Below are 24,492 nucleotides of genomic sequence, written 5' to 3'. Positions count from 1 at the left end.
GCCTGGACGGCCCCCGAGCATGTCAGACCCCATAGGTATCTTCTTCCCATGGCCGCCAGAAAGGGGGCCAGGAACTCCCGCAGAACTCACACGCCATTCGCAGGCCTACGTGCCTGCCCTGGCCTTGCCATACCTGGAGAGTCACATGGCTACTCGCAACAAGACCAAGCGCAACGCCGTCGCCCGCAACCGCTCCGCCGAGGCCACCAAGGCCGCCTTCGAGGACCTCGCCAAGAAGGCCCGCAACAAGCCCGTCATCGTGTCGAAGGAGCAGGAGGCGCTCGACGCCCACGCCAAGAACGTGCTGGCGGACGTGTCCGGCCTCACCGCCGAGACGGCCGTGAAGAAGGTGACCGAGGCGGGCCTCACCATCAACAAGACGCTGGCCGGCATCAACGAGCAGGTCATCTCGCTGGTGGAGGAGCTGAAGCAGCTCGACGAGGCCATCCAGCTCAAGACGGAAGAGCTCAACGGCCTGCACGGCAAGGACGTGGCCGCGAGCGCCATCGACGTGCTGGTGGCCGAGTACGACAAGAAGAAGGCGGAGCTCGAGGCGGAGATGGAGCGCCTCCAGAAGGACATCGAGGACACGCGCGCGAAGGCCGCCGCGGACCTGGCCTCGGAGCGCGAGGCCTCGGAGCTCGCCCGCAAGCGCGCCGAGGAGGCGTATTCCTATGACACCCAGCAGCTCCGCAAGAAGGAGCAGGACGCCTTCGCGGAGACGCTGCGCCAGCAGGCCGCCGCCGAGCGCGACCGCAAGGAGAAGCTGGAGAAGGAGTGGGCCACGCGTGAGGAGGCCCTGAAGCTGCGCGAGAAGGAGCTCGAGGACCTGCGCAAGCAGGTGGCGGAGTTCCCCCAGGTGCTGAAGAAGGAGACGGACACCGCGTCCGCCATCGTCGGCAACCGCGTGAAGTCCGAGTGGGACCTGAAGCTCACGCTCGCGACGAAGGACGCGGAGACGGCGCAGCGCGTGGCCAGCATGGAGATTGCCGCGCTGAAGGAGACGACGGCGAAGCAGGCGCAGGCCATCCAGACGCTCCAGGCCGAGCTGAACGAGGCGAAGCGTCAGGTCCAGGCGATTGCCGAGAAGGCCCTCGAGTCCGCCTCCGGCGCCCGCGCCCTGGCCGAGGTGCAGGGCGTCATCCAGAGCCGCGAGTTCAACAAGGGCAAGTAGTCTTCATGCGTAAGCCTGCGGAGGGCCGTGCGTCAGCCCTCCCAGGCCAACCAGGCCCTGCTTCGAGGCACACCCAGGCTGACGCCGGAGCGGTCCAACTGCTAGAGCGCTCCGGCATGCGAATCGCTGTCTCCGGCACCCATCGCGCGGGGAAGTCGACCCTCATCGAGGAGTTGTCCGACCTCCTCCCTTCCTATGTGACGGTGGATGAGCCGTATCACCAGCTTGAGGAAGAGGGATACGAGTTCGCGGAGACGCCATCGGTCGAGGATTTCGAAGAGCAGCTCGCACGGTCCATCGCCAACCTGGACGAGGGCTCTCGTGACGTGTTGTTCGACCGATGTCCGGTGGACTTCATCGGATACCTGTTGGCCCATGAGGACCGCGACGCGTTCGACCTCGACGCATGGCTCCCGCGCGTGCGCAGGGCACTCCGGAAGCTTGATTTGATTGTCCTGGTCGGAATCGAGCGGCCGGACCGGATCGCGCGCTCCGCCTCGGACGACGAGGAGCAGCGCCAGGCTGTCGACGAGAAGCTGAAGGAGCTTCTTCTCGATGCCCCCTATGCCTTCGAAGTGGAGGTGCTCGAGGTCGAAGGTGCTCCGAGAGCGCGTGCGAAGCAGGTTCTCGAGCATCTTCGTGACGCATCCCGGTGACGCGAAGCTCACGCCGACCACGATGGTTGCCCTTTGAATGGGTCCGCTATGAGCCTGTCGGATTCCTGACCTAGGATTCGCGGCCATTTCCGGAGACGCCATGGCTCGCGCAGAAGGTCTTTCTCGTTGGTTGTTGCTCACATCCCTGCTCACCGTGCTCGGACCGGTGGCCTGCGGTGATGATCCACCCGATACGACGACCGATAGCGGCACCCAGGTCATGGACTCGGGCACGCGTCCCGGTGACGCCGGGACGACGGACGCGGGGACCGGTGGCGTCGACAGTGGCACCGGCACGAACGACGCCGACAGTGGCACCGGCGACACGGACGCGGGCCATGGCAATGTCGACGCAGGGACCGGCGACACGGATGCCGGCACCGGAAACACAGACGCGGGCTCCGGTAACACCGATGCGGGCCATGGCAATGTCGACGCAGGGACCGGCAACACGGACGCAGGGACCGGCAACACCGATGCGGGCCATGGCGACACGGATGCCGGCTCCGGTAACACAGACGCTGGCACCGGCGACACGGACGCCGGCTCCGGTAACACAGACGCTGGCACCGGCAACGCGGATGGGGGCACCGGCGACACGGATGGCGGCACCGGCAACACGGACGCGGGCACCGACGGTGGCGTCGCGTGCATCCCCAGTGGCTACGACGCGGGCACGGGCAACCCCGAGGTGGTCGCCGACACGTCGGCGGACATCCTCGTCCGCCTGCGCGCCATCCCCGGGCTCTCCGTGCAGGAGAACCCCGACGGCTACCCTCTCCCCTCGGGCTACCGCTTCTTCGTCATGACGTACAACCAGCCGACGGACCACACCCATCCGGAGTGCCAGCGCTTCGAGCAGCGCCTGACGCTGATGCACACCTCGGACGTGAAGCCCATGGTGCTCTTCACCACCGGCTACTACCTCTACGACTTCCCGGCCCGCTCCGAGCCCACGCAGCTCCTCGCCGCCAACCAGCTCTCGGTGGAGCACCGCTTCTTCCCGCCGAGCATCCCGGAGCCCGCGGACTGGAGTCAGCTCACCATCCGCCAGTCCGCGGATGACTTCCACCGCGTCGTCCAGGCGCTCAAGCCCATCTACACCGGCAAGTGGGTCTCCACCGGCGGCAGCAAGGGCGGCGAGACGGTGGTGTTCTTCCGCCGCTTCCATCCGGACGACGTGGACGCCACCGTGGCCTACGTGGCCCCCATCGCCCGCCGCGACGACGAGCGCTTCCCGGCCTTCCAGACCGTCGTCGGAGGTGACGCGCAGGCGGCCTGCCGCGAGCGGCTGTGGGCCTTCCAGCACGAGGTGCTCTCGCGCCGCGGACGGATGGTCGACCTCCTGCGCGCCTACGCCGAGCAGCAGGGCCTGCCCTACACAAGGCTCGGCTACGAGCTGGCGCTGGAGCACGCCACCATCGAGGCGTACTTCACGTTCTGGCAGTACGACTCCCCCGGGTTGTGCGAGCTGAACATCCCCGACACCACCGCCACGGACGAGGAGCTGCTGGAGGCGCTGAACCACGAGGTGGGCCTGGACACCTTCTCCGACCCGGGCATGGGCTACTACGCGGCCTACTACTACCAGTCGGCGCTGGAGCTGGGCTGGCCCCAGCCTTACGAGGCGCACCTCGGCTCGCTCATCCACTTCCCGGGCACGGACACCGGCGACGTGTACTCGCCGCCCGGAATCCCGTTCGTCCACCGGCCCCAGGCCATGGAGGACGTGCAGAACTGGGTGTCCACCAACGGCCAGCGCCTGATGTTCATCTACGGCGGCCTGGACCCGTGGACGGCTGCGGCCTACACGCTGGGCAACTCGCGGGACTCGTACTTGTACCTGGTGCCGAACGGAAACCACGGCGCTCGCATCAGCCAGCTCCCGGCGGACCAACAGGCGGCGGCGAAGGCCAACCTCAACCGCTGGATGGGCCTGTCCACGCTGAAGCGCAACCCGGAGGTGCGGCTCGAGGAGGAGCCGCCCGCCTTCGGGCCTCACCTGCCGCCGCGGCTGCGCTCGGGCGGGGTCCGCTGATCAGAGCTGGCCGACCTTCACGGCCTGGAGGATGGCCGCCGCGTTGTCCTTGCCGGACAGCGCGGCGCCCTCCATGAAGCCCTGCCACCCGTAGAACGAGTTGGCGTGCTCGCCCGCGAAGAAGAGGTTGCCCACGGGCTTGCCCTCGTTGCCGCAGATGCGGGTGAACTGGCCGGGCCGGTATGCGGTGTAGCTGCCGCGGGTGTTGGGGTTGCTCGGCCAGTGCTCCAGGTGCGCGAGGATGCGGCCGCCCGCGCCCCACTTCACCGCCGTGGCCGCACCCGGCACCACCCGGTCCAACGCCGCCACGAAGCGCTCCGCCTCACGCGCCACGTTGTTCGGGTCCAGCGAGGCCCCGCGCACGCCGCTGGAGTAGTCCGTCAGCACCGCGTCCTGCGCAGTGGCCCGGCCCGGGTTCGTCTCCCACGTGGCCTGATGGTCCGCCAGGTCCGAGTACGTCGCCCCGTTGCAGTCCCGCGCGCTCCAGACAGGCCCCTGGAAGCCCACCATCATCTTCGCGTTGGTGCCGTAGCCGAGTTCCCGAATCGCCAGCGTCTTCCACGCCGGTAGCGCCAGCGACGCGTCCAGCGCCACGTTACGCAGCACGGTGAAGGGCACCGCGAACACCACCGCGTCATACGTGGCCGTCACCGCCGTGCTCCCGCGACGGAACGTGAGCTCCACTGCGCCGGACGCCGTCCTGCGCGCCGCCTCCAGCCGCTCGCCGTAGCGGAGTTGCCCGGGGAGCCGCGCCGCCAGCTCGCGCGGAATCTGCTGGTTGCCGCCCACCAGGTGGTAGCGCTCGTCGCTGACGCCGAAGGGCTCGAAGCGCGAGCGCCGGTTGGCGCGGATGAAGAAGAGGAAGTTGAGGCAGCTCTGCTCGTGCGCCCGCAGCCCGTACTCGCTCTCGTACGCGGCGATGATGGCCGCCTTCGCCACCGGGCCCGCGCCGCGCGATTCCAGATAGGTGACGAGGTCCATCAAGTCGAACTGCCGGTCCACCTCCGTGTGCACGTCCGCCGTCGGCGCGCCGGAGAGGGCTTGCAGGTCCGGACGCATGGCGGCCACGAAGTCGCGGTACTCGTCGACGACGGCGGACTCGGGGTGGTGCTGGCCGGCGAAGTAATAGAAGACCTCACCGGGCCCCCGCGTGACGTCCTCCCTCGCGAGGTTGAACTCCTGCGCATAGGCCAGCATCGTCTTGTGGCCGGTGTCGATGAACTCGCCGCCGCGCTCCACCACCTGACCGGGAAATGACACCGGTCCACTGAAGGCGCCGCCCAGCGAGAAGACGCGCCCGCCGGGCCTGTCATTGGCCTCGTGCACGGTGGCGAGGATGCCCGCGCGCTTCAAGTCGTACGCGCACGCCAGCCCCGCCATGCCCGCGCCGACGATGCCCACCTTCACCGAGGAGGGCGGAGGCTTCGCGGCCTCCGCCTCGGCGTGCGACCCCACGAGCCCCACGCCCGCTGCCGTCAGGCCCTTCAACACCGAGCGCCTGTCCATCCGCATCCACTGCGTGGCCTCCCGGCCAGGCACTCCCCGCCGCTCCGACGCCAGCGCGACACGGGTGGTCTGACGAAACAGCTCGAACAGGGGGGTACGCGCCAAATGGGGCCTCCAGGTTGGATGGAGACCCCATTTTCTCACCTATCAATTTTCACACGACTACGTAAATTTGAAGCGTGGTTTGAATGACAAGCGAGCGTTCAAGGGTTACCAAGCCCGTACCCTAGAAGCTCGAGCGGCGTCGCGAAGTAGATCCAACCGAAGAAGCCGCCCACCGCCGAGACGGCCGGCGGCTCGAACCAGGCCTTGTCGCGCACCCCCACGAGGGCGAGCCACCAGCCGAAGACGAGCGTCCAGACAATCTGGATGGTGCCGGTGACGATGTAGGAGGCCACGACGAAGGGCATGTAGGCCGGACCGAGGATTCGCGCCTGGAGCAGGTGTTGCCGCTCGTGCTGGCCCGCGCCGCCGAGGTTCACGGTGCCCAGCGTCTGGAGCACCTTGCTTCCGAAGCCACCGGAGCTTCGCGGGGCGAAGCTGATCCACGCCTGCCCTTCCGAGTTCGAGCGCGAGGGCGCGCCGAAGAAGATGTAGATGATGTTGCCCACCACGAAGCCGAACATCGTGTTGGGCAGGCTCCAGCTCAGGTCGACAATCATCTCGAACCAGCCGAGCCCCGACTCCAAATCGTAGATGTTCAGGATGGCCGCCTCGAGCCCGTAGAGCAGGCCGAAGCCACCACCGATGGCGAGGGCAATCAATGGCGGAAAGGCCCCCTTCGTGACGGCGCTGAGGGTCAGCGCCGCGGCGATGGGGAACGCGAGCGAGAAGGCGAGCGTGATGACGCCCTGCACGAACTTGGACATGAGAACCTCCAGGACGAGGTCCCCCTGGGCAATGTCCACGGGTCGGGGGACGGACTCCCGCGGTGGCCAGGTCCGAGGGAGTTGCCCCGGCCCTTTCCCTCGCGAAGGAGTCCGTCACCGGTGTCCGTGACGTGACTGACGGTGCCCTTCCCGCCCTCCAGGCGCCGCGCCGGGCGTCAGCCCACCAGCACGCCGTCGAGGATGCCCAACGCCTCGGTGAAGACAGCGTCGGGGATGGTGAGCGGGAAGAGGAAGCGGATGACGTTGGCGTGCACGCCGCAGGTGAGCAGCAAGAGGCCGCGCTCCAGCGCCCGCGTGCGTACGTGCTGCGCGAAGTCCGGGTCCGGGGTGTTGCCGCCGGGCTGGCAGAACTCCACGGCCAGCATGGCGCCCAGGCCCCGCACCTCGGCCATGCGCGGCTGGCGGGCCTTGAGCGCCAACAACCGCTCACGGAGCTGCGCGCCGAGCCGATCTCCCCGTTCCACCAGCTTCTCCTCCTGCATGACGTCCAGCACCGCGTGCGCCGCGGCGATGGCCATGGGGCTACCGGCGTAGGTGCCGCCCAGGCCGCCCGGAGCCGGCGCGTCCATCACGTCCGCCCGCCCCGTCACCGCGGACAGCGGGAAGCCTCCGGCCAGCGACTTCGCCAGCGTCATCAGGTCCGGCGCCACGTCGTGGTGGTTCATCGCGAACCAGCGCCCGGTGCGGCCGAAGCCCGTCTGGATTTCGTCGGCGATGAGGAGGATGCCGTGCTCGTCACACACCTTGCGCAGCGCGCGCATCAGCTCCGGCGGCGCCACGTAGAAGCCGCCCTCGCCCTGCACGGGCTCGATGATGATGGCGGCCACGCGCTTCGGGTCGATGTCCGCCTTGAACAGGTACTGGAGCGCCTTCAGCGAGTCCTCCACGCCCACCCCATGCAGCGGCATGGGGAAGGGCACGTGGAAGACTTCCGGCGGGAAGGGGCCGAAGCCCGTCTTGTAGGGCACCACCTTGCCGGTGAGCGCCATGCCCATCATCGTCCGCCCGTGGAAGGCGCCGGTGAAGGCGATGACGCCGCCCCGGCCCGTGGCGGCGCGCGCAATCTTCACCGCGTTCTCCACCGCTTCCGCGCCCGTGGAGAAGAACGTCGTCTTCTTCGCGTGCGCACCGGGCACGAGCTGGTTGAGTCGCTCGGCCAGGGTCACGTAGCTCTCGTACGGGACGATTTGATAGGCGGTGTGCGTGAAGGAATCGAGCTGCGCGCGCACGGCCTCCACCACGCGCGGGTGGCGGTGACCGGTGTTGAGCACCGCGATGCCTCCGGCGAAGTCGATGTACCGGCGGCCCTCCACGTCCCACAATTCGCTGTTCTCCGCGCGCGCCACGAAGAAGGGGGCCATGACGCCCACGCCCCTCGGGGTGGCGGCGTCCTTGCGGCGCAACAGGTTGGCGTTGTCCTTCATGTCCAGTCCCTCCCCGCTCAGAACTTCACCATGACGTGGCGCACGGCCGTGTAGTCCTCGAGCGCGTACATGGACAAATCCTTGCCGTAGCCGGAGCGCTTCACGCCGCCGTGAGGCATCTCGCTCACCAGCATGAAGTGCGAGTTCACCCACGTGCACCCGTACTGGAGCTGCGCCGCCACGCGCATCGCCTTGGAGAGGTCCTTCGTCCACACCGAGGACGCCAGGCCGTAGTCCGAGTCATTGGCCCAGGCAATCGCCTGCTCCTCGTCCTCGAAGCGCGTGACGGAGACCACCGGGCCGAACACCTCGCGCCGGACGATTTCGTCCTCCTGCCTCGCGCCGGCCACCACGGTGGGCTCGAAGAAGAAGCCCTTCGTCCCTCGCACCTTGCCGCCCACGGTGACTTCCACGTGCTTCAAATCCGCGGCGCGCTCCACGAAGCCCGCCACGCGCTGGCGCTGCTTCTCGGTGATGAGCGGGCCCATCTCCACGCCCGCGGCCTCCTGCTCGCCGACCTTGAGGGACGCGACGGCGGCGGACAGGTCCGCCACCAGCTTGTCGTAGACGCGGCGGCCCGCGTAGATGCGGCACGCCGCCGTGCAGTCCTGCCCCGCGTTGTAGAAGCCGAACGTGCGGATGCCGGCCACCACCGACTCCAGGTCCACGTCGTCGAAGACGATGACCGGCGCCTTGCCGCCCAGCTCCAGGTGCGTGCGCTTCACGCCCTGCGAGGCGGCCTCCAGGACTTTCTGCCCGGTGGCCACGTCGCCGGTCAGCGACACCATGCGCACCTGCGGCTGGCGGATGAGCGGCGCGCCCACGGACTCACCGCGCCCCGTGACGACGTTGACGACGCCGGGCGGGAAGAGGCCGGCCATGAGCGTGGCCAGCTTCAGCGTCGTCAGCGGCGTCTGCTCGGAGGGCTTGAGCACCACGGTGTTGCCCGCGGCCAGCGCGGGGCCCAGCTTCCACGCCGCCATCATCAGCGGGTAGTTCCACGGCGCAATCGAGGCCACCACGCCCAGCGCGTCGCGGCGAATCATGCTCGTGTAGCCCGGGGCGTACTCGCCGGCCACCGCGCCCTGCATGGTGCGCACCGCGCCCGCGAAGAAGCGGAACACGTCCGCCACGGCGGGAATCTCGTCCGCCAGCGCCAGCGCGTAGGGCTTGCCGCAGTTGAGCGACTCCAGCCGGGCAAACTCCGCCCCCTGCGCTTCAATGGCATCCGCCAGCTTCAGCAGCACCGCGCCACGGTCCTTCGGCGGCGTGCGGGACCAGCCGGGGAAGGCCTTCTCCGCCGCGCGCACCGCGGATTGGATTTGCGCGAGGGACGCCTCGGGAACGCGGGCCAGCACCTCGCCCGTCGCCGGGTTGAGGACTTCCTCCGCCGGGCCCTCGCCTTGTACCAGCTCGCCACCAATCAACAGCTTGCCGTCCATGCGGTCCTCCCCTGTTTCATGCGGCCACCGTGGCCGCCCTGCCCTGCTCGCCGCGGCCACCCTGGCCGCGAGAAGTCACCTGCTGCTGCCGGCCACGTCCTCCGTGCCGCGCGTGAGGCGCCAGGCCACGAGGATGGGAATGGCGGTGATGAGCATCACCCACAGCGCCACCACGTTCGTCACCGGCACGTCGCGCGGCCGGCCCAGCTGGTCCAACAGCCAGATGGGCAGCGTCTTCTCCTGCCCCGCGGTGAAGGTGGTGACGATGAGCTCGTCGAAGCTGAGCGCGAAGGCGAGGATGCCACCGGCGAGCAGCGCCGTGGCCATCTGCGGCAGCGCCACGTGGCGGAACGTCTGGAAGCCGTCCGCGCCGAGGTCCGCGGAGGCCTCCAGCAGGCTGTGCGGCATGCGCCGCAGCCGGGCCACCACGTTGTTGTAGACCATGACCACGCAGAACGTGGCGTGGCCCACGGCAATCGTCCAGAAGCTGGGGGACACCTCCGCCAACCGGAACGCGGACAACAGCGCGATGCCGGTGATGATGCCAGGAAGCGCGATGGGCAGGATGACCATCAGGTTGATGGCCTCCTTGCCGAAGAAGCGGCGGCGGTACAGCGCTCCGGCCAGCAGCGTGCCCAACACCAGCGCCAGCGCCGTGGCCGCCAGCGCCACCTGCAATGACAGTTGGATGGCGGCCAGCACGTCCTCGCGCTCGGCGGCTTCGTGGAACCAGCGCAGGGTGAGCCCCTTCAGCGGGAAGCTGAACGCGCTCTCCTCGGTGTTGAAGGCATACAGCCCCAGCATGAGGATGGGGAAGTGGAGGAACACCAGCCCGCCGTAGGCCAGCACGCGCAGCCAAAGCGGGCCGCGGGGCCCGTCGTCCCTTCGGGCTTCAGAGCGCATCGAAGGCTCCCAGCCTGCGGGCCACCGTGAGGTACACGCCGATGATGGCGATGGGCACCACGGTGAAGGCCGCCGCCATGGGCATGTTCCCGATGGAGCCCTGCATCGTGTACACCATGTTGCCGATGAAGAGGCCCGGCGGGCCCACCAGCTGGGGAATGATGTAGTCCCCCAGCGTGAGCGAGAAGGTGAAGATGGAGCCCGCCACCACGCCCGGGAAGGCCAGCGGCAAGAGCACCGTGCGGAACGACTGCGCCGGCCGCGCTCCCAGGTCCGCCGCCGCCTGCAACAGATTGGCGGGCACGCGTTCGATTGCCGCCTGGATGGGCAGAATCATGAACGGCAGCCACACGTAGGTGAAGACGAGGAAGCGGCCGAGGTTCGACGTCGACAGCGACGAGCCGCCCACGCCGGGCAGCTCCAGCACCCACTCCAGCGCGGACATCAGGTGCAGCCGCTCCACCGTCCAGTAGACGATGCCGCCCTTCGACAGGAGCACCGTCCACGAGTAGGCCTTGACGATGTAGCTGGCCCACATGGGGAGCATGACGGCGATGTAGAAGAAGCCCTTGCGCCAGCCGGTGGCGTAGCGGGCCATGTAGTACGCCACGGGGAAGCCGAGCAGCGCCGAGGCCACCGTCACCGCGCCCGCCATGCCCAGCGTGCGCAGGACGATGTCGTGATTGGCCGCGTCTACGAGCGCCGTGTAGTTGGCCCACGTGAAGTCGGGCGTCACGCCCATGGTGAAGTCGTCGAAGGTGTAGAAGCTCTGCACCAGCAGCGACAGCAGCGAGCCCAGGTACACCCCGCCGAACCACAGCAGCGGCGGCGTCAGGAGCAGCAACAGGTACAGCGTGCCGTGCCGGTAGAGCACGTTCGCCACGGCCCGCGACAGGCGCGAGCGCGGACGCGAGGGAGCGGGCAGCGCCATGGTGGGCAAGGTCTCCACGCCCTACCCTCCCTGCTCCAGTTGCACCATCGCCTCGCGGGCCCAGGCCACGCGTACCGTGTCGCCGCGCCGCGGCAGGGCCGCCTCGTCCGCCTCGCCGTTGAGCAGGCTGAGCGTGAGCACCTGGTTGCCCTCGACGTGAACCTCATAGCGGCTGGTGGCGCCGTGGTACTGCACCTCCATCAGCTTCCCCTCCACGCTCACCCGGTTGCCTTCCGCGGTATGGGTGAAGCGCAGGTGCTCGGGGCGCACGGAGAAGGGCTGCTCGCTGCCGGTGAGCCGGCGCGCCAGGTCTCCCTTCACCACGTTGGCCGTGCCCACGAAGCCCGCGACGAAGACGGTGCGCGGCTTCGCGTAGAGGTTGCGCGGCGTGTCCACCTGTTCAATCCGGCCCTGGTTGAAGACGGCCACCCGGTCCGACATGGACAGCGCCTCGCCCTGGTCGTGCGTGACGTAGACGAAGGTGATGCCCAGCCGGCGCTGGAGCGACTTGAGCTCCGCCTGCATCTGCTCGCGCAGCTTGAGGTCCAGCGCGCCCAGCGGTTCGTCCAGCAGCAGCACGCGCGGCTTGTTGATGAGGGCGCGCGCCAGGGCCACGCGCTGGCGCTGGCCGCCGGAGAGCTGCCCCGGCCTCCGCGAGCCGAAGCCCGCGAGCGCCACCATCTCCAGCGCGGCCTCCGCCTCGCGCTGGCGCACCGCCTTCGCCACGCCCTTCACCTTCGGCCCGTAGGCCACGTTCTCCAGCACGCTCATGTGCGGAAAGAGCGCGTAGTCCTGGAACACGGTGTTGACGTCGCGCTCGTACGGCGGCAGGCCGGCGGCCTCCTGGCCGTGCAACAGGAGGCTGCCGGCCGTGGGCTGCTCGAAGCCGGCGATGAGGCGCAGGCACGTCGTCTTCCCCGAGCCGGACGGACCCAGCATGGAGAAGAACTCACCGTCCTGGATGGACAGGGACACGCCATCCACGGCGCGCACCGCGCCGTAGTGACGACTGACATTGCGAAGCTCGACGGCGGTGCCGTTCATGGCGTGTCCCCGAGGCGTTGCGTGACTACCGGCCGCCCATGATGGCGATGTAGTCCTGCGTCCAGCGGCTGTACGGCACGCACGTGCCCTGGCTGGCGCATTTGGCCACCGGCGTCTTCCAGAAGTGCACCTGCGAGAAGCGCTCGAAGCCGTTCGTCTTGCAGAAGTCCGTGCCGCCCGGCGCCTTCGTCTTGCAGGCCTCGGGCACCACCGGGTTGGAGCCGAACCACTCGGCGAGCGAGGCCTGCAGGTCCTTGTTGAGCGAGTGCTCCATCCACTTGTAGGCGCACACCGGATTCTTGGCGCCGACGTGCATCATCGTGGTGTCCGCCCAGCCCGTGGTGCCCTCCTGCGGAATCACCGAGTCCACGGGCTGCTTCTCGCCCTGGAGCGCATTGACCATGTAGCCCCAGGAGCTGGACGCGACGACGCCCTCGTTCTTGAAGTCGCTCATCTGCACCGTGGCGTCATGCCAGTAGCGGTGCGTCAGCGCCTTCTGGCTGCGTAGCAGCGCCGTGGCGGCGGCGTACTGCTTGTCATTGAGCTCGTACGGGTCCTTGATGCCCAGCTCCGGCTGCTTCTTCATCAGGTACAGCGCGGCGTCCGCCACGTAGATGGGCCCGTCGTACGCCTGCACGCGGCCCTTGTTGGACTTGCCGTCCGGCAGCTTCTGCTCCTCGAACACCACCGCCCACGACGTGGGCGGCGTCTTGAAGACGTTGGTGTTGTACATGAGCACGTTGGGGCCCCACTGGTAGGGCACGCCGTAGTGCTTGCCCTCCACCGTGTGCCACGGCGCGTCCTTCAGCCGCGCGTCCACCGTGTTCCACGAGGGAACCAGCGCGGTGTTGATTTCCTGCACCTTCTTGCCGTGCACGAGGCGGAGGCTGGCGTCGCCCGAAGCCGTCACGAGGTCATAGCCACCCTGGTTCATCAGGGAGACCATCTCGTCCGAGGTGGCCGCCGTCTTGACGTTCACCTTGCAGCCGGTGTCCTTCTCGAACTTCGTCACCCAGTCGTACTTCTTGTCCGTCGCGCCGCGTTCGATGTAGCCCGGCCAGGCGATGATGTTGACCTGCCCCTCGGGCTTGCCCAGCTTCTGCGGAGGAGCGGCCAGGGCCTGCGTCGCCGAAACCAACACTGCACCCACTGCGAGATGCTTCAGCATGCGGATTTCCCTCCCCGTTGGCGATTACCGCGAGAGGACTCTAGAGGAGCGCCCCTGACTGGCAAAGAGGCGCCCCGTCCGGGTGTCAGGCTTCAGGCGGCCTGCCATGCGGGCCCGTGCAGGGTGCTTCACCCCGCGTCCACCGCGGGCCACCCCTTTTCCCGGACGGAGAATTCACGGCGCACGGAGCGGCTGGGGACGTACGATGAGGTCTCCAGTCCCCTCGGAGACAGACATCATGGATTCCAACGAACTGGCGAGCGTGCCAGGCATCAACCCGAACGTCCCGGAAGCGTCCCGCATCTACGACTACACCCTGGGCGGTACGCACAACTTCGAGGCCGACCGCCAGGCGGCGGAGTACATGTTCTCGATGGTGCCCTCCACGCGGAAGTGGGTGCGCATGCTGCGCGGCTGCCTCCAGACGGCGGCCCGGCGCATGGCCGCGGACGGCTTCAAGTACTGGGTGGACTTCGCCTCGGGCCTGCCCACCGCGGACCACGTGCACACGGTGATGCCGGACGCACGCGTGCTCTACAGCGACATCAACCCGCTCACCATCGACTCGGCGCGGCATCTGCTCGGCGACAGCCCGCGCGTGAAGTACATGGAATGTGACATCCGCGGCGCGGGCGAGTTCCTCCGCCGGCCCGACGTGGAGTCCTTCCTGGAGGGCCACCGCAAGGTCGCCTTCGGCGCCAACGCCATCACCGTCTTCCTCTCCGCCGAGGAGAACCGGAAGTTCTTCAGGGACCTCTACGACTGGGCCGAGCCGGGCTCCAAGCTCTTCACCACCTTCGAGACGAAGGAGGCGGGCCTGTCCACGCCGAAGTGGGAGCAGTTCGTCGGCATGTTCCAGAAGATGGGCGAGTCCTTCCACCTCTACTCGCTGCCCGAGTACCTCGACTTGTGCGGCCCCTGGTCCCAGGACCGCATGGGCGTGGTGCCCGTGAGCGAGTTCCTCGGCAAGCCGTCCGGCTACATCACCGAGGAGGACCGCGAGGGCATTGGCATCGAGTTCTACGCCGTCATCCTCGAGAAGCGCTGAGGCGCCCGGCCGCCCGCCCTCCGGGCCCCGGGCCCCGGGCGGAAAAGACATGCACCCGGCCGTGGGGCAGCCGTGCGGCCATCCCTCCGCACGGCGTCCCCGCTCGCGTGACTACCGTGTCCGGCAGGTAACGCGCGCAAACGGCAAGGAGACACGAGCATGTTCCAAGCGAGAAGGCGTCGGGTGCTGGGGGCGGTGGTGTTGGGAGCCGCCCTGAGCGTCGTGGGAGGCATGGGAGTCGGCTGCGGTTCCACCCGCGCGGCGAAGGTGGACGAGTCATGGCTGGCCCGCGTCCCCGAGGAGCAGTTGGGGGACGTGCGCGCCGCGCAGTCAGAGCGGCGCCGGGCCCAGGATGAAGTCACGCGGGCGGACGTGGCGCTGCAGGACGCGGAGCGCTCGCTGCAGGTGGCCCGCCGCAACGCGGACGCCTCCAAGCTGCGTCGCGATGCGAACAAGGCCGCCCTGCAGGCCGCCGAGGCCACCGGCCAGCGCGCGGACATCGAACGGGCCAGGGCCGAGCTGACGAACTCGGAGACGGGCGTCACCGCCGCCCAGGCCCAGGTCAACTGGCGCCAGCAGTCCATTGAAGCGCTGGATGCGCGCAAGCAACTCCGGCAGCGCGAGCTGGAGGTCGCCGACGCGCGGCTGAACCAGGCGGAGTACCTGGCCCTCAAGCAGCACGGCGACGTGCGCGCCGAGCAGCTCTCCGAGGCGGACTTCGCCTCCAAGCTCGCGGAGGCCCAACGCCGGGTGGAGGACGCCCGCCAGCGCGTGGACTCGCAGTCGCGCGAGGAGCAGCAGGCCCGCGTCCAGTGGGAGCGGCTGAAGAACCAGGCCCAGGGCTACGGCGGCAGCGGCGCTCCCGTGGAGGAGTGACGTCCCCTGGATGACGTCCGTGGCGGCCTCGCCCGGGATGGGGCCGCCACCGGACGGGACGTCCCTTCCCCGCCGCGCCCTCCCGTGCGAGGGTGCCCCCGCCGCGACGCCCCACGGCGCGCCGCGGCCGGTGCGGAATGGGCCGCACCCGAGCAACGGGAACCATCCGAGCGTGACGCCCTACGAGCAGATTTTCGAGAACAACCGCCGCTGGGCGGAGGAGCAGCTCAAGACGGACCCGGAGTACTTCGCCCGGCTGTCCGTCGAGCAGCGTCCGGACTTCCTCTACATCGGCTGCTCCGACAGCCGCGTGCCGGCGAACCAAATCATGGGCCTGGCGCCCGGGGACGTCTTCGTCCACCGCAACGTCGCCAACCTCGTCAACAACGTCGACCTCAACGTGATGTCCGTCATCAACTACGCCGTGCGGACGCTCGAGGTGAAGCACATCATCGTCTGCGGCCACTACGGGTGCGGCGGCGTGAAGGCGGCGATGGTTCCCAAGGATTTGGGCATCCTCAACCCGTGGCTGCGCAACATCCGCGACGTGTACCGCATGCACAAGGCGGAGCTGGACGCCTTCAAGGACGAGGCGCTGCGCTACGACAGGCTGGTGGAGCTCAACGTCCTGGAGCAGAGCATCAACATCATCAAGACGGCCGCCGTGCAGAAGTGCTACCTCAAGAAGGGCTTCCCCATCGTGCACTCGTGGGTCTTCGACCTGCGCAACGGCCTCATCAAGGATTTGAAGCTCGACTTCCGCGAGACGCTGCGCAACATCCAGCAAATCTACGACCTCACCGGCGAGTGAGCGCGCGCGTCACTTCGGCGGGCGGAAGACGTACTGGAACACCGGCGCTTCGATTCCTGGCGGGTACTGCGCGTCCAGGAAGGCGAAGTGCGCGTGGCCGGAGATGAGCGCGTCCTTCAGGCTGTCGTGGAGCACGCGCACCTGCGTGGCGCGTCCGGACGCATCCACCTGGACGCGCACCTTGAGGTTGCCCTTCAAGTCGGGCAGTTCCTTGAGCCGCTCCATGTAGAGCGCCACCAGCCCCAGGGAGACGCGGCTGTATATCTGGTCCGGCGTCCCCTTCGCCGGGGTGGCGGGCAGGCGGAAGCGCTTCACCAGCGCGGCGGCCTCCCCTTCCGCCTCCGGCACCCGGCGCTCCGGGGCCGCGAGCGCCGCGCGGTATGCGTCCAGCGCGTCCTGGAAGCGCTCCTGCTTCAACACCATTCGCGCCCGGCGCACGTGGATGTCGCCGCGCTCCGGCGCCCGCTCGGACGCCTTCACCAGGAAGGCTTCCGCGCCGGCCGCGTCGCCCCGCGCCTCGGCCAGCTCCGACAGGCGGAGCGCGGCTTCCGCGTCCTTCGGGTCCGCCTCCATGAGGCGCCCCAGGGCCTTCTCCTCGTCGGCCGCCCGGCCCAGCTCCTGGTACAGCCGCGCCAGTTGCGTCAGCGACGCGGGCTCCGCGCCGCCCAGCGCCACGTAGCGCTCCAGCGACGCCGCGGCCTTCTCCTTCTCCCCCGCCGCCAGCCACAGCCCGGCCTGGAGCCGGTGGGCCTCCCTGTCGCGCGGCTTCAGCGCGACGAGCTTGTCCCCCGCCACCGCGGCGGCGCGCACGTCGTTGCCCGCCTGGGCCAGCCTCGCCAGCGTCTTCAGGGCCTCGGGCTGCTCCGGCCAGCCCTCCACCGCGCGCGTCAGCTCCGCGCGCGCGTCGGCCTCGCGCCCCGGCTGCTGGGCGAGCAAGAGCCCCAGCGCGGTGCGAATCTGCGGCGCGTCCAGCTTCGCGAGCGCCTCGCGGAAGCGCGCCTCCGCGTCCGCCGGCTTGCGCTCCGCCTGGAGCACCACCGCCTCGGCCCAGAGCGCGGGCGCGAAGCCGGGCCGCTCGCGCTGCAGGGAGGCGAGCGCCGCGCGGGCCTCCGCCAGCATCCCCCAGCGCACGTAGATGAGCGTCATCCCCACGTGCGGCCAGGGGTTCTCCGGGTACAGCGTGGAGAGCGCCTTCAGCTCGTTCCAGCACGCGTCGGTGGGGAAGGTCAGCCACGCCCGGTACACGCGAGGCATGGAGTCTCGCGGCCGCGTGCGGGCCTGCTCGTCGAAGTCGTCCTCCAGCGCGCGAGACTTCCCCTGCGCGCGGGCCGTCTCGAGCTGCCGAAGCATCGCCATCACCTCCGCCTCCGGAGGCAATGCCGGACGCGTGGCCGCTCCCCAGGCGGGGGCGGCCAGCACGAGCAACACGAGCGCCGAGAGACGGAAGTACGGACGGGAAGCCATCAAAGCGCGGGGACCATAGCAGACGGTCCCCGGGCTACGACTGCTCCCCTGCTCGGGAGTCCCAGGAGACCCGGCCTCCTGCTCATGAGAGGCCGGGCCCTGTGCGCTCAGCCAATCTCAAGCTTGCAGGTGGCGCTGCAGCCGTCGCGGTTGGTGGTGTTGCCGTCGTCGCACTCCTCGCCACCCTCGGGGTGGAGGGTGCCGTCGCCGCAGCGGGGGCCCCACACGCAGCCACGGGCGCACTGGCCGTAGCCGCCGTCATTCACGCCGTCGTCGCACTCCTCGCCCTTGGTCTTGTCGACGATGCTGTCGCCGCAGGTGGCGGTGCACACGGTGCGACGGGTGACGAAGTTGTTGAGGGTGAGCTTGTACGAGGACGCGGTGGTGTGGCGCTCGGCCTGGAACACCACGACTTCGTAGATGCCGCCCACCTTGAGGCCGAGGTCGGTCGCCTTCTGGGACAGGGTGATGCTGCCATCCTGGGCGCCATGCACGCCGCCCAGGTCCAGCGCGAGCTTCTTGTTGATGAACACCCAGACGTCGTCGTCACCGCGGAAGGTGAGCACCTCGGTGCCCTTGTACTCGAACCAGTAGCGGGCCTCGCTGGTGAAGCTGAAGTTGTGATTGTTGTTGCGCCGGGGCTCTTCGTTCGAGGCCACCCAGCCCGCGTTGTCGAGCGGGAAGAAGGCCGGATTGTCGAACACGTACGAGCCGTCGGCCTGGTGGGTCAGCTCCAGGAACCCGACGAGGCTCTTGTTGACCTTGTCCGCGTCCGTGTACCACTGGTTGAACGCCGTGCTCCCATGGGTGGTGGCGGAGCTCACGCCATCCTTCGCGTACACGGGCTTGCCGTTCGAGCCCAGGGTCGCCGCGACGATGCCCAACTCTGAGTTGTTCGCGTTCTCGAAGTCGATGTGCCCCTTGGGCAGGGTGGCGGTGGCCGCCAGGTCATTGCCGCGGAAGTCACGGTAGACGGTGGGGATGGTGACCTTGGCCGGCGGGTCCTCGGTGACGACGGTGCAGGCGAAGCCCTCCTCCAGCTTGCACGTGGCCGAGCAGCCGTCGTTGGCGCGGGTGTTGCCGTCGTCGCACTGCTCGGCCGTGCTGTTGGGCAGCATCACGCCGTCGCCGCACACGGACTTGCAGACGCCGTCGGTGCACTCCGGCTCCTTCTTGCACGTGGGCGAGCAGCCGTCGCCCATGTCGTGGACCTTGATGGGGCCGTCATCGCACTGCTCGGTGCCTTCAATCTTGCCGTCGCCGCAGGTGATGGTCTGGCAGGCCTGGCCGACGGTGGGGCACTTGTAGCCGTCCTCCAGACGGCACTCCTTGCTGCAGCCGTCGCCGGCCACCGTGTTGCCGTCCTCGCACTCCTCCTCGCCGGCGATGATGCGGTCACCGCACTGCGCCGCGCGGCAGCGGCCACCGGACAGCGGGCAGTTGTAGCCGGGCTCCACGGTGCATTCCTTGCTGCAGCCGTCGCCGGAGGTGATGTTGCGGTCGTCACACTTCTCGGGCGCCTCGACCTTGCCGTTGCCGCAGCCCTCGGTGCGCACGCACGCCTCGCCCGCGGTGTCGCAGGACCAGCCCGGCTCCACCTCGGAGCAGGCCGCGTTACAGCCGTCGCCGCTCACCGTGTTGCCGTCGTCACACGCCTCGTTGGACTGGCGCGTGCCATCGCCACACGTCACACCGCCGTCCGTGCCGGCGTCGATGTCCGGGTTGCCGCCGCCGTCCGGCTTGGCGGAGCCACCATCGCCGCCACAGGCAGCGAGCGCGAAGAAGAGAGAAGCGAGAACAAGTCTCGCATATCGGGAAGTAGGCCTGAGGGGGGTCAGCATGAACACAGATGCTGAAAGTGCTTGAAGCATGTGTCAATCCGTCCGCGCGCCCCCGCCCCTCGAAAAACCTCGTCACGGTGCAGGATTCACATACATGTGCAGGACGAGCGGACTTGTGGCCTTTCCGAGTGACGCGCGCCCACATGCACACCCATGAAGCAGAAGCAGGCAACCACGGCTTCCCTGCTCTGCATGCGGGCGTGACAGCCACCCGGGGACATCTGCATTCGCGTGTTTTCAGCTCCCCGCGTTGCGAAGGTATTGAGCGTAGAAGCGCACGGCGTCCGCGTAGCCCTGCACGGACACGCGCTCGTCGCGGCCGTGGAGGCGCGCGAGGTCCGCGCGCTCCAGGCGCAGGGGCGTGAAGCGGTAGACGCTGTCGCTCAGGGCCGTGAAGTAGCGCGCGTCCGTGGCGCCCACCATGAGGAACGGCCCGACGTGGGCGTCGGGGAACACCTGGCGGAGGCTCTTCTGCAGCACGCCCCACCCTTCCGAGTCCGTGCGCGACACCGGCGAGGGCTCGCTCTGGAAGGACAGCGTGCCCGCCTTCACGCGCGCGTCATCCACCACGCGGCGCACGTGCGCGAGCACACCCTCCACGGTGTCGCCGGAGAGGATTCGGAAGTTCACCACCGCGCGGGCGCGGGCCGGCAGCACGTTGTCCTTCACGCTGCCCTCGAACATGGTGGCCGCGGTGGTGGTGCGCACCGCCGCGTTGGTGGTCGGCTGCGCGCTCATCTGCCGCACCACCACCGGCTCGAAGAGCCACAGGTTGGCGAAGACGAGCCGCGGGCCGAAGGGCATCTCCGGCCCCAGGAACTCGAAGAGGGCCCGGCTGCCGCCGCGCAGCTCCGCCGGCATCGGAGACTCCTCCAGGCGTGAGATGGCCCGGCTGAGGACTCCCACCGCCGTCTGCTTCGGCGGCATGGACGAGTGGCCGCCCTCCCCCTCCACCACCAACTCCACGCTGACGAAGCCCTTCTCCGCCACGCCCACCAGCGCCACCGGCGCCGGCACGCCCGGCACGGTGCCCGTCAGCACCATGCCGCCCTCGTCCAGCACGGACTCCAGCTTCACCCCGCGCTCGCGCAAGAGCTTCGCCGTGGCCTCCGCGCCGTCATGGCCGCCCACCTCCTCGTCCCCGCCGAAGGCGAAGAGGACGGTGCGCTTCGGCGCGTGCCCCGCCGCGAGCAGCGCCTCCACCGCTTCCAGCATGGCCAACACGCTGACCTTGTCGTCCAGCGCGCCCCGGCCCCAGACGTACCCGTCCACCACGTCGCCGCTGAAGGGCGGGCGCGTCCAGGCCCCTTCCGAGCCCGGCTCCACCGGCACCACGTCCAGGTGCCCCATGAGCAGCACCGGGCGCAGCGAGGCGTCCGTGCCCGGCCACGTGTAGAGCACGGAGTGACGGCCCACCGCCTCGCGCTTCAGCGACGCGTGCACGCGGGGGAAGTGCTCGCGCAGGTACGCGTGCAGCGCCTCGAAGGCGGCGTCGTCCGCGGGCACCCCGTCCGACGCGGCCACCGTCTTCAGCCGCAGCGCCCCCGCGAGCCGCGCCGCTGCCCCGTCCGCGTCCACCGAGAAGGGCGCCGGGGCCTCCGAAGCCACCTGGCGCGAAGCCAGCGACAGGGTCCGAGTCACCAGGACACCCGCCAGCAGGGTGATGCCCAACAAGGAAAACAGGAATAGACGTTTCATCAGCGGGCTCGCGAAGGCGACTCGGGGCTCCGTACGGTAGCAGGGCCACGCGTCCCAGCTTCGAAGCCCCTGAATTCTCAGGCTTCGAGATTGGCGCCAGGACAACTCAAGCGCGGAATCCCGGATAACTCCAATTATTCAATTTTCCACTGTCGGTGTCAGGCAGGGCTCGTATATACGGCACCTCTCCGAGGGGTGGGTCCATGAAGAATCAGTCCATGACGAACCGGTGGGGGGCGTTCCCGCTCCTCCTGGGGGCGCTCCTGGGTGGCTGCGGGGGCGGGAAGGCGGACGACCCGGGGCTGCCCGGAGCCCCGTCGGCGGTGACGGCCGACGCGGCGGACGCCGAGGCCCTGGTGAGGTGGACACCGCCCACGACGGACGGCGGCAACCCGCTCATGTACTACGTGGTCCGCTGCGAGCCGGCGTGCGGCGGCGCCATCGTCGCCGCGGACACGATGCAGGCCACGGTGCGCGGCCTCAACAACGGCTTCCCCTACCTCTTCAAAGTCACGGCGGTGAATGAGAAGGGCGAGGGCCCGACCTCCGTTCCCTCCGAGTCCGTGACGCCCCGCGCCGGCGCCGAGGTGGCCAACCCCACCATCCCCGGCCAACCGCGCTCGGTGCGCGCAACGGCGGGCAACGGCGAGGCCTTCGTGAGCTGGCTGGCCCCGGCCAGCTTCGGCGGGCGGCCCCTGGGCTCCTACCGCATCACGGTGGAGCCGAGCGGCGCCACGGTGACGGTGGAGGCGCCGGCCGCGAGCGCCAGCATTCCGGGCCTCGCCAACGGCGTGCCCTACCGCTTCAAGGTGGTGGCCACCAACGAGGTGGGAGACGGCCCGGAAGCCGTCACCTCCGTGGTGCGGCCACACCCGGGCGGCGCGCCGGCGAGCTGGGTGTCCGGCTACTACATGGGCTACCAGCGCTCGCTGCTCCCGGTGGAGCGGGTGGACCTGTCCGGCATCACCCACCTCGTCGTCGGCCGCTTCAAGCCGGGCCACTGGGGCACGGTGAGCGCGGACCTGGACATCACCGAGTACGAGGGCCCCGTCCTGGCGAAGGCGCTCGCCGAGCGGGCCCACGCGCAGGGCCGCAAGGCGCTGATGATGCTGGGCGGCTTCGGCGAGCACGACCACTTCCGGACCGCCACCACCGACGAGTCGCGCCCCATCCTGGTGAAGAACCTCATCAAGCTGATGGACGAGCTGGGCTACGACGGCATCGACGTGGACTGGGAGCCCATCGTCCTGGCCGCGGAGACTCCCGAGGGCGTCCCACCCGAGCCGGACGACGGCGCGCCGCTCCTGGCGCTGCTGGATGACCTGCGCGCGGCGCGGCCGGACATCATCCTCACCGTGCCGGTGGACTGGGTGAACGCCAACTTCGGCATGAGCAGGGCCCGCGCGGAATTCGTGAAGCAGCTGGCGGCGCGCGTCGACCAGATGAACATCATGTCCTACAAGATGAGCGGCAACTGGGGCAGCTGGGAGAGCTGGCACTCCAGCGCGCTCACGGACGAGGCGCCCAACCGGCCCAGCTCCGTCTCCAGCTCCATCAAGGGCTACCTCGCGGCGGGCGTCCCCGCGGGGCGGCTGGGCATGGGCATCGGCTTCTTCGGCACGTGCTGGCAGGGCGTGACGGAGCCGCGCACGCCGCTCGACGGACGGCGCGACGTCGTCGAGGGGCAGAGCGACAACGCCATGAGCTTCACCAACATCATGACGCACTATTACGAGGCCCAGGCCTACCGCTGGGACGGGCCGGCGCGCTCTCCGTACCTGTCCTTCACACAGGCGTACGGCCCCGGCCACTGCAACTACGTCTCCTACGAGGACGCCCAGTCCATTGCCGCCAAGGGCCGCTTCGCGCGCGAGCAGGGCCTGGGGGGCACCATCCTGTGGACCATCAACCAGGGCCACCTGCCCCAGGAAGCGGAAGGGAAGAGGGACCCGCTGCTGCAGGCCGTGAAGCGCGCGTTCCTGGACCCGTGAGCCGCGGGCGGCGTCAGCGCTGGAGGCAGATTTCCCCGCTCGCCTCGTTGACGAAGGGGGAGGTGCCGGTGCCCTGGAAGAGGATGTAGCCGGTGGCCCCCTCGAAGATGCCGGTGCCGCTGACGATGATGTCCCGCGCCCCGATGAGCCCGTTGGCGGTGTCCAGGATGCCGGTGTCGCGCGTCGTCAGCGTGCCGCGCTTCGTGTAGAGGGTGAGCAGCCCGGAGTAGACGAGCGTCGTCGGCGCCTCGGTGGGCGCGGCCGGCTGGAGCGAGTCGGCGACGAAATGCGTCCGCCCGTTGAGCAGCCCGTCCCCCTTGTACTCCCCCGCCGCGCAGAGGCCCACCGGGCTCGCGCAGGGGCCCGTGCTGACGGCGCTCGTCAGCGTGCCGGTGACTTTCAGGCACTTCGGCCTGGGACGCTCCCTGGCGGACGCGGACAGCCCCGCCACGGCCCCCACCAGCAGCACCGGCATCCCGAACCTGCGAACAGTCTTCAGCATGGAGCTCCCTCCCGCGAGGCCGGAAAGCTACAGCATGTCTGCCATTTGGGGAGTGCCTCGAAGGCTGAAGTCAGTGCGGCCCCGCACCGGGTCCTGAAAGCAACCTCCGCACTGTCCCCTGGGGGCACCCCGTACCTGGCGCGTGCCGCCGCGGCGTCTCCGGCTCGGGAAGTCTTGCCGGCCCGGTGATATCTGGCCCCGGACTCCGAATCGCTGGCCCTTGCCGGAGCGCTGGCCCACCATGGCGACCATGGAGAATCACAGGCCCGTCGCGACCGCGCTCACCATCGCCGGCTCGGACAGCGGAGGGGGCGCCGGCATCCAGGCCGACCTGAGCACCTTCGCCTTCCACCGCGTCCACGGCACCAGCGCCCTCACCGCCGTCACCGCGCAGAACACGCTGGGCGTCACCCGCGTGGACGTGCTGCCCGCGGCCGCCGTCGCCGCGCAAATCGACGCGGTGGCCACGGACATCGGCGTGCACGCGGTGAAGACGGGCATGCTCGTCAACCCGGACATCATCACCGCGGTGGCCGGACGGCTGCGCGAATGGAAGCTGGGGCCGGTGGTGGTGGACCCCGTCATGGTGTCCCGGGCCGGCGCGCGGCTCATCGACGACGCGGCCGTGGGCGCGCTGAAGTCCCTGCTGCTGCCGCTGGCCCTCGTCGTCACGCCCAACCGCCATGAAGCGGAGTTGCTGGCGGGCATGGAGTTGCACACGCTGGAGGACATGCAGGAGGCCGCGCGCCGCATCCACCGGCTCGGCCCCCGCGCGGTGCTCGTCAAGGGCGGCGGCATGGCGGGCGCCCTGCGCGGCACCGACGTCTGGTTCGACGGAGAGCGCCTGGAGACGCTGCACCTGCGCTCGGTGGAGACGCGCAACACGCACGGCACCGGCTGCACGCTGTCGGCGGCCCTCGCCGCGCACCTCGCGCTGGGGCGGGACGCGCTGGACGCCACCCGGCGCGCCAAGGACTACGTCACCGCCGCGCTCGAGCACCCGCTGCCCCTGGGCCGGGGCGCCGGGCCCTTCAGCCACTTCTTCCCGCTGGACGGCTGAGGCCTCCGGAAGTGCCCTGCCTCCC

General features: G+C 69.4%; 20 protein-coding genes. 8 read left to right on the top strand and 12 right to left on the bottom strand.

Going from position 1 to position 24,492, the window contains the following annotated elements; all coding sequences use genetic code 11:
* The first annotated feature begins 145 nt into the window (after positions 1-145).
* From ACVTJA_RS15010 to ACVTJA_RS15000, 3 genes are all read left to right on the top strand, one after another.
* Complete coding sequence (locus ACVTJA_RS15010) at positions 146-1,174, top strand: kinetoplast-associated protein (RefSeq protein WP_465837053.1); 1,029 nt, start codon at positions 146-148, stop codon at positions 1,172-1,174.
* Positions 1,175-1,179: 5 nt separating this feature from the next.
* On the top strand, positions 1,180-1,830 hold the full coding sequence (locus ACVTJA_RS15005; protein WP_465837052.1) for an AAA family ATPase: 651 nt from the start codon (positions 1,180-1,182) through the stop codon (positions 1,828-1,830).
* A gap of 100 nt (positions 1,831-1,930) precedes the next feature.
* The gene (locus tag ACVTJA_RS15000) at positions 1,931-3,868 is read left to right on the top strand and encodes a S28 family serine protease (protein WP_465837051.1); all 1,938 of its coding nucleotides are present in this window, start codon (positions 1,931-1,933) and stop codon (positions 3,866-3,868) included.
* Here ACVTJA_RS15000 and ACVTJA_RS14995 read toward each other — a convergent pair whose 3' ends face one another.
* The 8 genes from ACVTJA_RS14995 to ACVTJA_RS14960 form a co-directional block, all read right to left on the bottom strand.
* Complete coding sequence (locus ACVTJA_RS14995) at positions 3,869-5,479, bottom strand: flavin monoamine oxidase family protein (protein ID WP_465837050.1); 1,611 nt, start codon at positions 5,477-5,479, stop codon at positions 3,869-3,871.
* Positions 5,480-5,577: 98 nt separating this feature from the next.
* Entirely contained in the window at positions 5,578-6,243 is a 666-nt protein-coding gene (locus tag ACVTJA_RS14990) for a hypothetical protein (protein ID WP_465837049.1), read from the bottom strand.
* Positions 6,244-6,419: 176 nt separating this feature from the next.
* Complete coding sequence (gene gabT / locus ACVTJA_RS14985) at positions 6,420-7,688, bottom strand: 4-aminobutyrate--2-oxoglutarate transaminase (protein ID WP_465837048.1); 1,269 nt, start codon at positions 7,686-7,688, stop codon at positions 6,420-6,422.
* Positions 7,689-7,705: 17 nt separating this feature from the next.
* Complete coding sequence (locus tag ACVTJA_RS14980) at positions 7,706-9,130, bottom strand: gamma-aminobutyraldehyde dehydrogenase (RefSeq protein ID WP_465837047.1); 1,425 nt, start codon at positions 9,128-9,130, stop codon at positions 7,706-7,708.
* Positions 9,131-9,205: 75 nt separating this feature from the next.
* A complete protein-coding gene (locus tag ACVTJA_RS14975; protein WP_465837046.1) occupies positions 9,206-10,033 on the bottom strand; it encodes an ABC transporter permease in 828 nt (275 codons plus the stop codon).
* Positions 10,023-10,982 carry an ABC transporter permease gene (locus ACVTJA_RS14970; RefSeq protein ID WP_465837045.1) on the bottom strand — a complete coding sequence of 320 codons (960 nt, stop codon included), beginning with the start codon at positions 10,980-10,982 and terminating at the stop codon, positions 10,023-10,025. Before ACVTJA_RS14970 ends, ACVTJA_RS14975 begins: the two co-directional genes overlap by 11 nt.
* 3 nt (positions 10,983-10,985) lie before the next feature.
* Entirely contained in the window at positions 10,986-12,008 is a 1,023-nt protein-coding gene (locus ACVTJA_RS14965) for an ABC transporter ATP-binding protein (protein WP_465837044.1), read from the bottom strand.
* Between the two features lie 25 nt (positions 12,009-12,033).
* Positions 12,034-13,176 (bottom strand): ABC transporter substrate-binding protein, encoded by a 1,143-nt coding sequence (locus tag ACVTJA_RS14960; RefSeq protein WP_465837043.1) that lies wholly within the window; start codon positions 13,174-13,176, stop codon positions 12,034-12,036.
* Between the two features lie 238 nt (positions 13,177-13,414).
* On the opposite strand from ACVTJA_RS14960, the gene ACVTJA_RS14955 reads away from it, so the two are divergent.
* The 3 genes from ACVTJA_RS14955 (at position 13,415) to ACVTJA_RS14945 (ending at position 15,911) form a co-directional block, all read left to right on the top strand.
* Entirely contained in the window at positions 13,415-14,224 is an 810-nt protein-coding gene (locus ACVTJA_RS14955; RefSeq protein WP_465837042.1) for an SAM-dependent methyltransferase, read from the top strand.
* Between the two features lie 159 nt (positions 14,225-14,383).
* Positions 14,384-15,100: a hypothetical protein gene (locus ACVTJA_RS14950; protein WP_465837041.1), complete on the top strand. Its 717-nt coding sequence runs from the start codon at positions 14,384-14,386 to the stop codon at positions 15,098-15,100.
* Positions 15,101-15,110: 10 nt separating this feature from the next.
* Entirely contained in the window at positions 15,111-15,911 is an 801-nt protein-coding gene (locus ACVTJA_RS14945; RefSeq protein WP_465837040.1) for a carbonic anhydrase, read from the top strand.
* Between the two features lie 9 nt (positions 15,912-15,920).
* On the opposite strand, the gene ACVTJA_RS14940 is transcribed toward ACVTJA_RS14945, so the two are convergent.
* The 3 genes from ACVTJA_RS14940 to ACVTJA_RS14930 all read right to left on the bottom strand — a co-directional run bounded on the left by ACVTJA_RS14940 (position 15,921) and on the right by ACVTJA_RS14930 (position 20,914).
* A complete protein-coding gene (locus tag ACVTJA_RS14940; RefSeq protein WP_465837039.1) occupies positions 15,921-17,375 on the bottom strand; it encodes a tetratricopeptide repeat protein in 1,455 nt (484 codons plus the stop codon).
* 107 nt (positions 17,376-17,482) lie between these two features.
* On the bottom strand, positions 17,483-19,216 hold the full coding sequence (locus ACVTJA_RS14935; protein WP_465837038.1) for a DUF4215 domain-containing protein: 1,734 nt from the start codon (positions 19,214-19,216) through the stop codon (positions 17,483-17,485).
* Positions 19,217-19,453: 237 nt separating this feature from the next.
* Positions 19,454-20,914 (bottom strand): M20 family peptidase, encoded by a 1,461-nt coding sequence (locus ACVTJA_RS14930; RefSeq protein ID WP_465837037.1) that lies wholly within the window; start codon positions 20,912-20,914, stop codon positions 19,454-19,456.
* A 203-nt stretch (positions 20,915-21,117) separates the two neighbouring features.
* On the opposite strand from ACVTJA_RS14930, the gene ACVTJA_RS14925 reads away from it, so the two are divergent.
* Complete coding sequence (locus ACVTJA_RS14925; RefSeq protein WP_465837036.1) at positions 21,118-22,905, top strand: glycosyl hydrolase family 18 protein; 1,788 nt, start codon at positions 21,118-21,120, stop codon at positions 22,903-22,905.
* Between the two features lie 13 nt (positions 22,906-22,918).
* Here ACVTJA_RS14925 and ACVTJA_RS14920 read toward each other — a convergent pair whose 3' ends face one another.
* Positions 22,919-23,407 (bottom strand): hypothetical protein, encoded by a 489-nt coding sequence (locus ACVTJA_RS14920; protein WP_465837035.1) that lies wholly within the window; start codon positions 23,405-23,407, stop codon positions 22,919-22,921.
* A gap of 241 nt (positions 23,408-23,648) precedes the next feature.
* Between ACVTJA_RS14920 and thiD the strand changes: the two genes are divergently transcribed.
* Positions 23,649-24,467 carry a bifunctional hydroxymethylpyrimidine kinase/phosphomethylpyrimidine kinase gene (gene thiD, locus ACVTJA_RS14915; protein WP_465837034.1) on the top strand — a complete coding sequence of 273 codons (819 nt, stop codon included), beginning with the start codon at positions 23,649-23,651 and terminating at the stop codon, positions 24,465-24,467.
* Positions 24,468-24,492 lie beyond the last annotated feature (25 nt).

Source organism: Pyxidicoccus sp. M6 (assembly GCF_055568925.1).
The sequence above is the reverse complement of the archived record's forward strand: the minus strand, read 5'-3'. Positions and strand labels throughout refer to the sequence as shown.

What these genes read in the sequence shown, in the direction of transcription:
- thiD (WP_465837034.1), top strand. Translation starts at nt 23,649, where the DNA reads ATGGCGACCATGGAGAATCACAGGCCCGTCGCGACCGCGCTCACCATC.
- ACVTJA_RS14960 (WP_465837043.1), bottom strand. Translation starts at nt 13,176, where the DNA reads ATGCTGAAGCATCTCGCAGTGGGTGCAGTGTTGGTTTCGGCGACGCAG.
- ACVTJA_RS15005 (WP_465837052.1), top strand. Translation starts at nt 1,180, where the DNA reads ATGCGTAAGCCTGCGGAGGGCCGTGCGTCAGCCCTCCCAGGCCAACCA.
- ACVTJA_RS14975 (WP_465837046.1), bottom strand. Translation starts at nt 10,033, where the DNA reads ATGCGCTCTGAAGCCCGAAGGGACGACGGGCCCCGCGGCCCGCTTTGG.
- ACVTJA_RS14965 (WP_465837044.1), bottom strand. Translation starts at nt 12,008, where the DNA reads ATGAACGGCACCGCCGTCGAGCTTCGCAATGTCAGTCGTCACTACGGC.
- gabT (WP_465837048.1), bottom strand. Translation starts at nt 7,688, where the DNA reads ATGAAGGACAACGCCAACCTGTTGCGCCGCAAGGACGCCGCCACCCCG.
- ACVTJA_RS14950 (WP_465837041.1), top strand. Translation starts at nt 14,384, where the DNA reads ATGTTCCAAGCGAGAAGGCGTCGGGTGCTGGGGGCGGTGGTGTTGGGA.
- ACVTJA_RS14980 (WP_465837047.1), bottom strand. Translation starts at nt 9,130, where the DNA reads ATGGACGGCAAGCTGTTGATTGGTGGCGAGCTGGTACAAGGCGAGGGC.
- ACVTJA_RS14930 (WP_465837037.1), bottom strand. Translation starts at nt 20,914, where the DNA reads ATGAAACGTCTATTCCTGTTTTCCTTGTTGGGCATCACCCTGCTGGCG.
- ACVTJA_RS14945 (WP_465837040.1), top strand. Translation starts at nt 15,111, where the DNA reads ATGACGTCCGTGGCGGCCTCGCCCGGGATGGGGCCGCCACCGGACGGG.
- ACVTJA_RS14925 (WP_465837036.1), top strand. Translation starts at nt 21,118, where the DNA reads ATGAAGAATCAGTCCATGACGAACCGGTGGGGGGCGTTCCCGCTCCTC.
- ACVTJA_RS15010 (WP_465837053.1), top strand. Translation starts at nt 146, where the DNA reads ATGGCTACTCGCAACAAGACCAAGCGCAACGCCGTCGCCCGCAACCGC.
- ACVTJA_RS14920 (WP_465837035.1), bottom strand. Translation starts at nt 23,407, where the DNA reads ATGCTGAAGACTGTTCGCAGGTTCGGGATGCCGGTGCTGCTGGTGGGG.
- ACVTJA_RS14955 (WP_465837042.1), top strand. Translation starts at nt 13,415, where the DNA reads ATGGATTCCAACGAACTGGCGAGCGTGCCAGGCATCAACCCGAACGTC.
- ACVTJA_RS14935 (WP_465837038.1), bottom strand. Translation starts at nt 19,216, where the DNA reads ATGCTGACCCCCCTCAGGCCTACTTCCCGATATGCGAGACTTGTTCTC.
- ACVTJA_RS14990 (WP_465837049.1), bottom strand. Translation starts at nt 6,243, where the DNA reads ATGTCCAAGTTCGTGCAGGGCGTCATCACGCTCGCCTTCTCGCTCGCG.
- ACVTJA_RS15000 (WP_465837051.1), top strand. Translation starts at nt 1,931, where the DNA reads ATGGCTCGCGCAGAAGGTCTTTCTCGTTGGTTGTTGCTCACATCCCTG.
- ACVTJA_RS14940 (WP_465837039.1), bottom strand. Translation starts at nt 17,375, where the DNA reads ATGGCTTCCCGTCCGTACTTCCGTCTCTCGGCGCTCGTGTTGCTCGTG.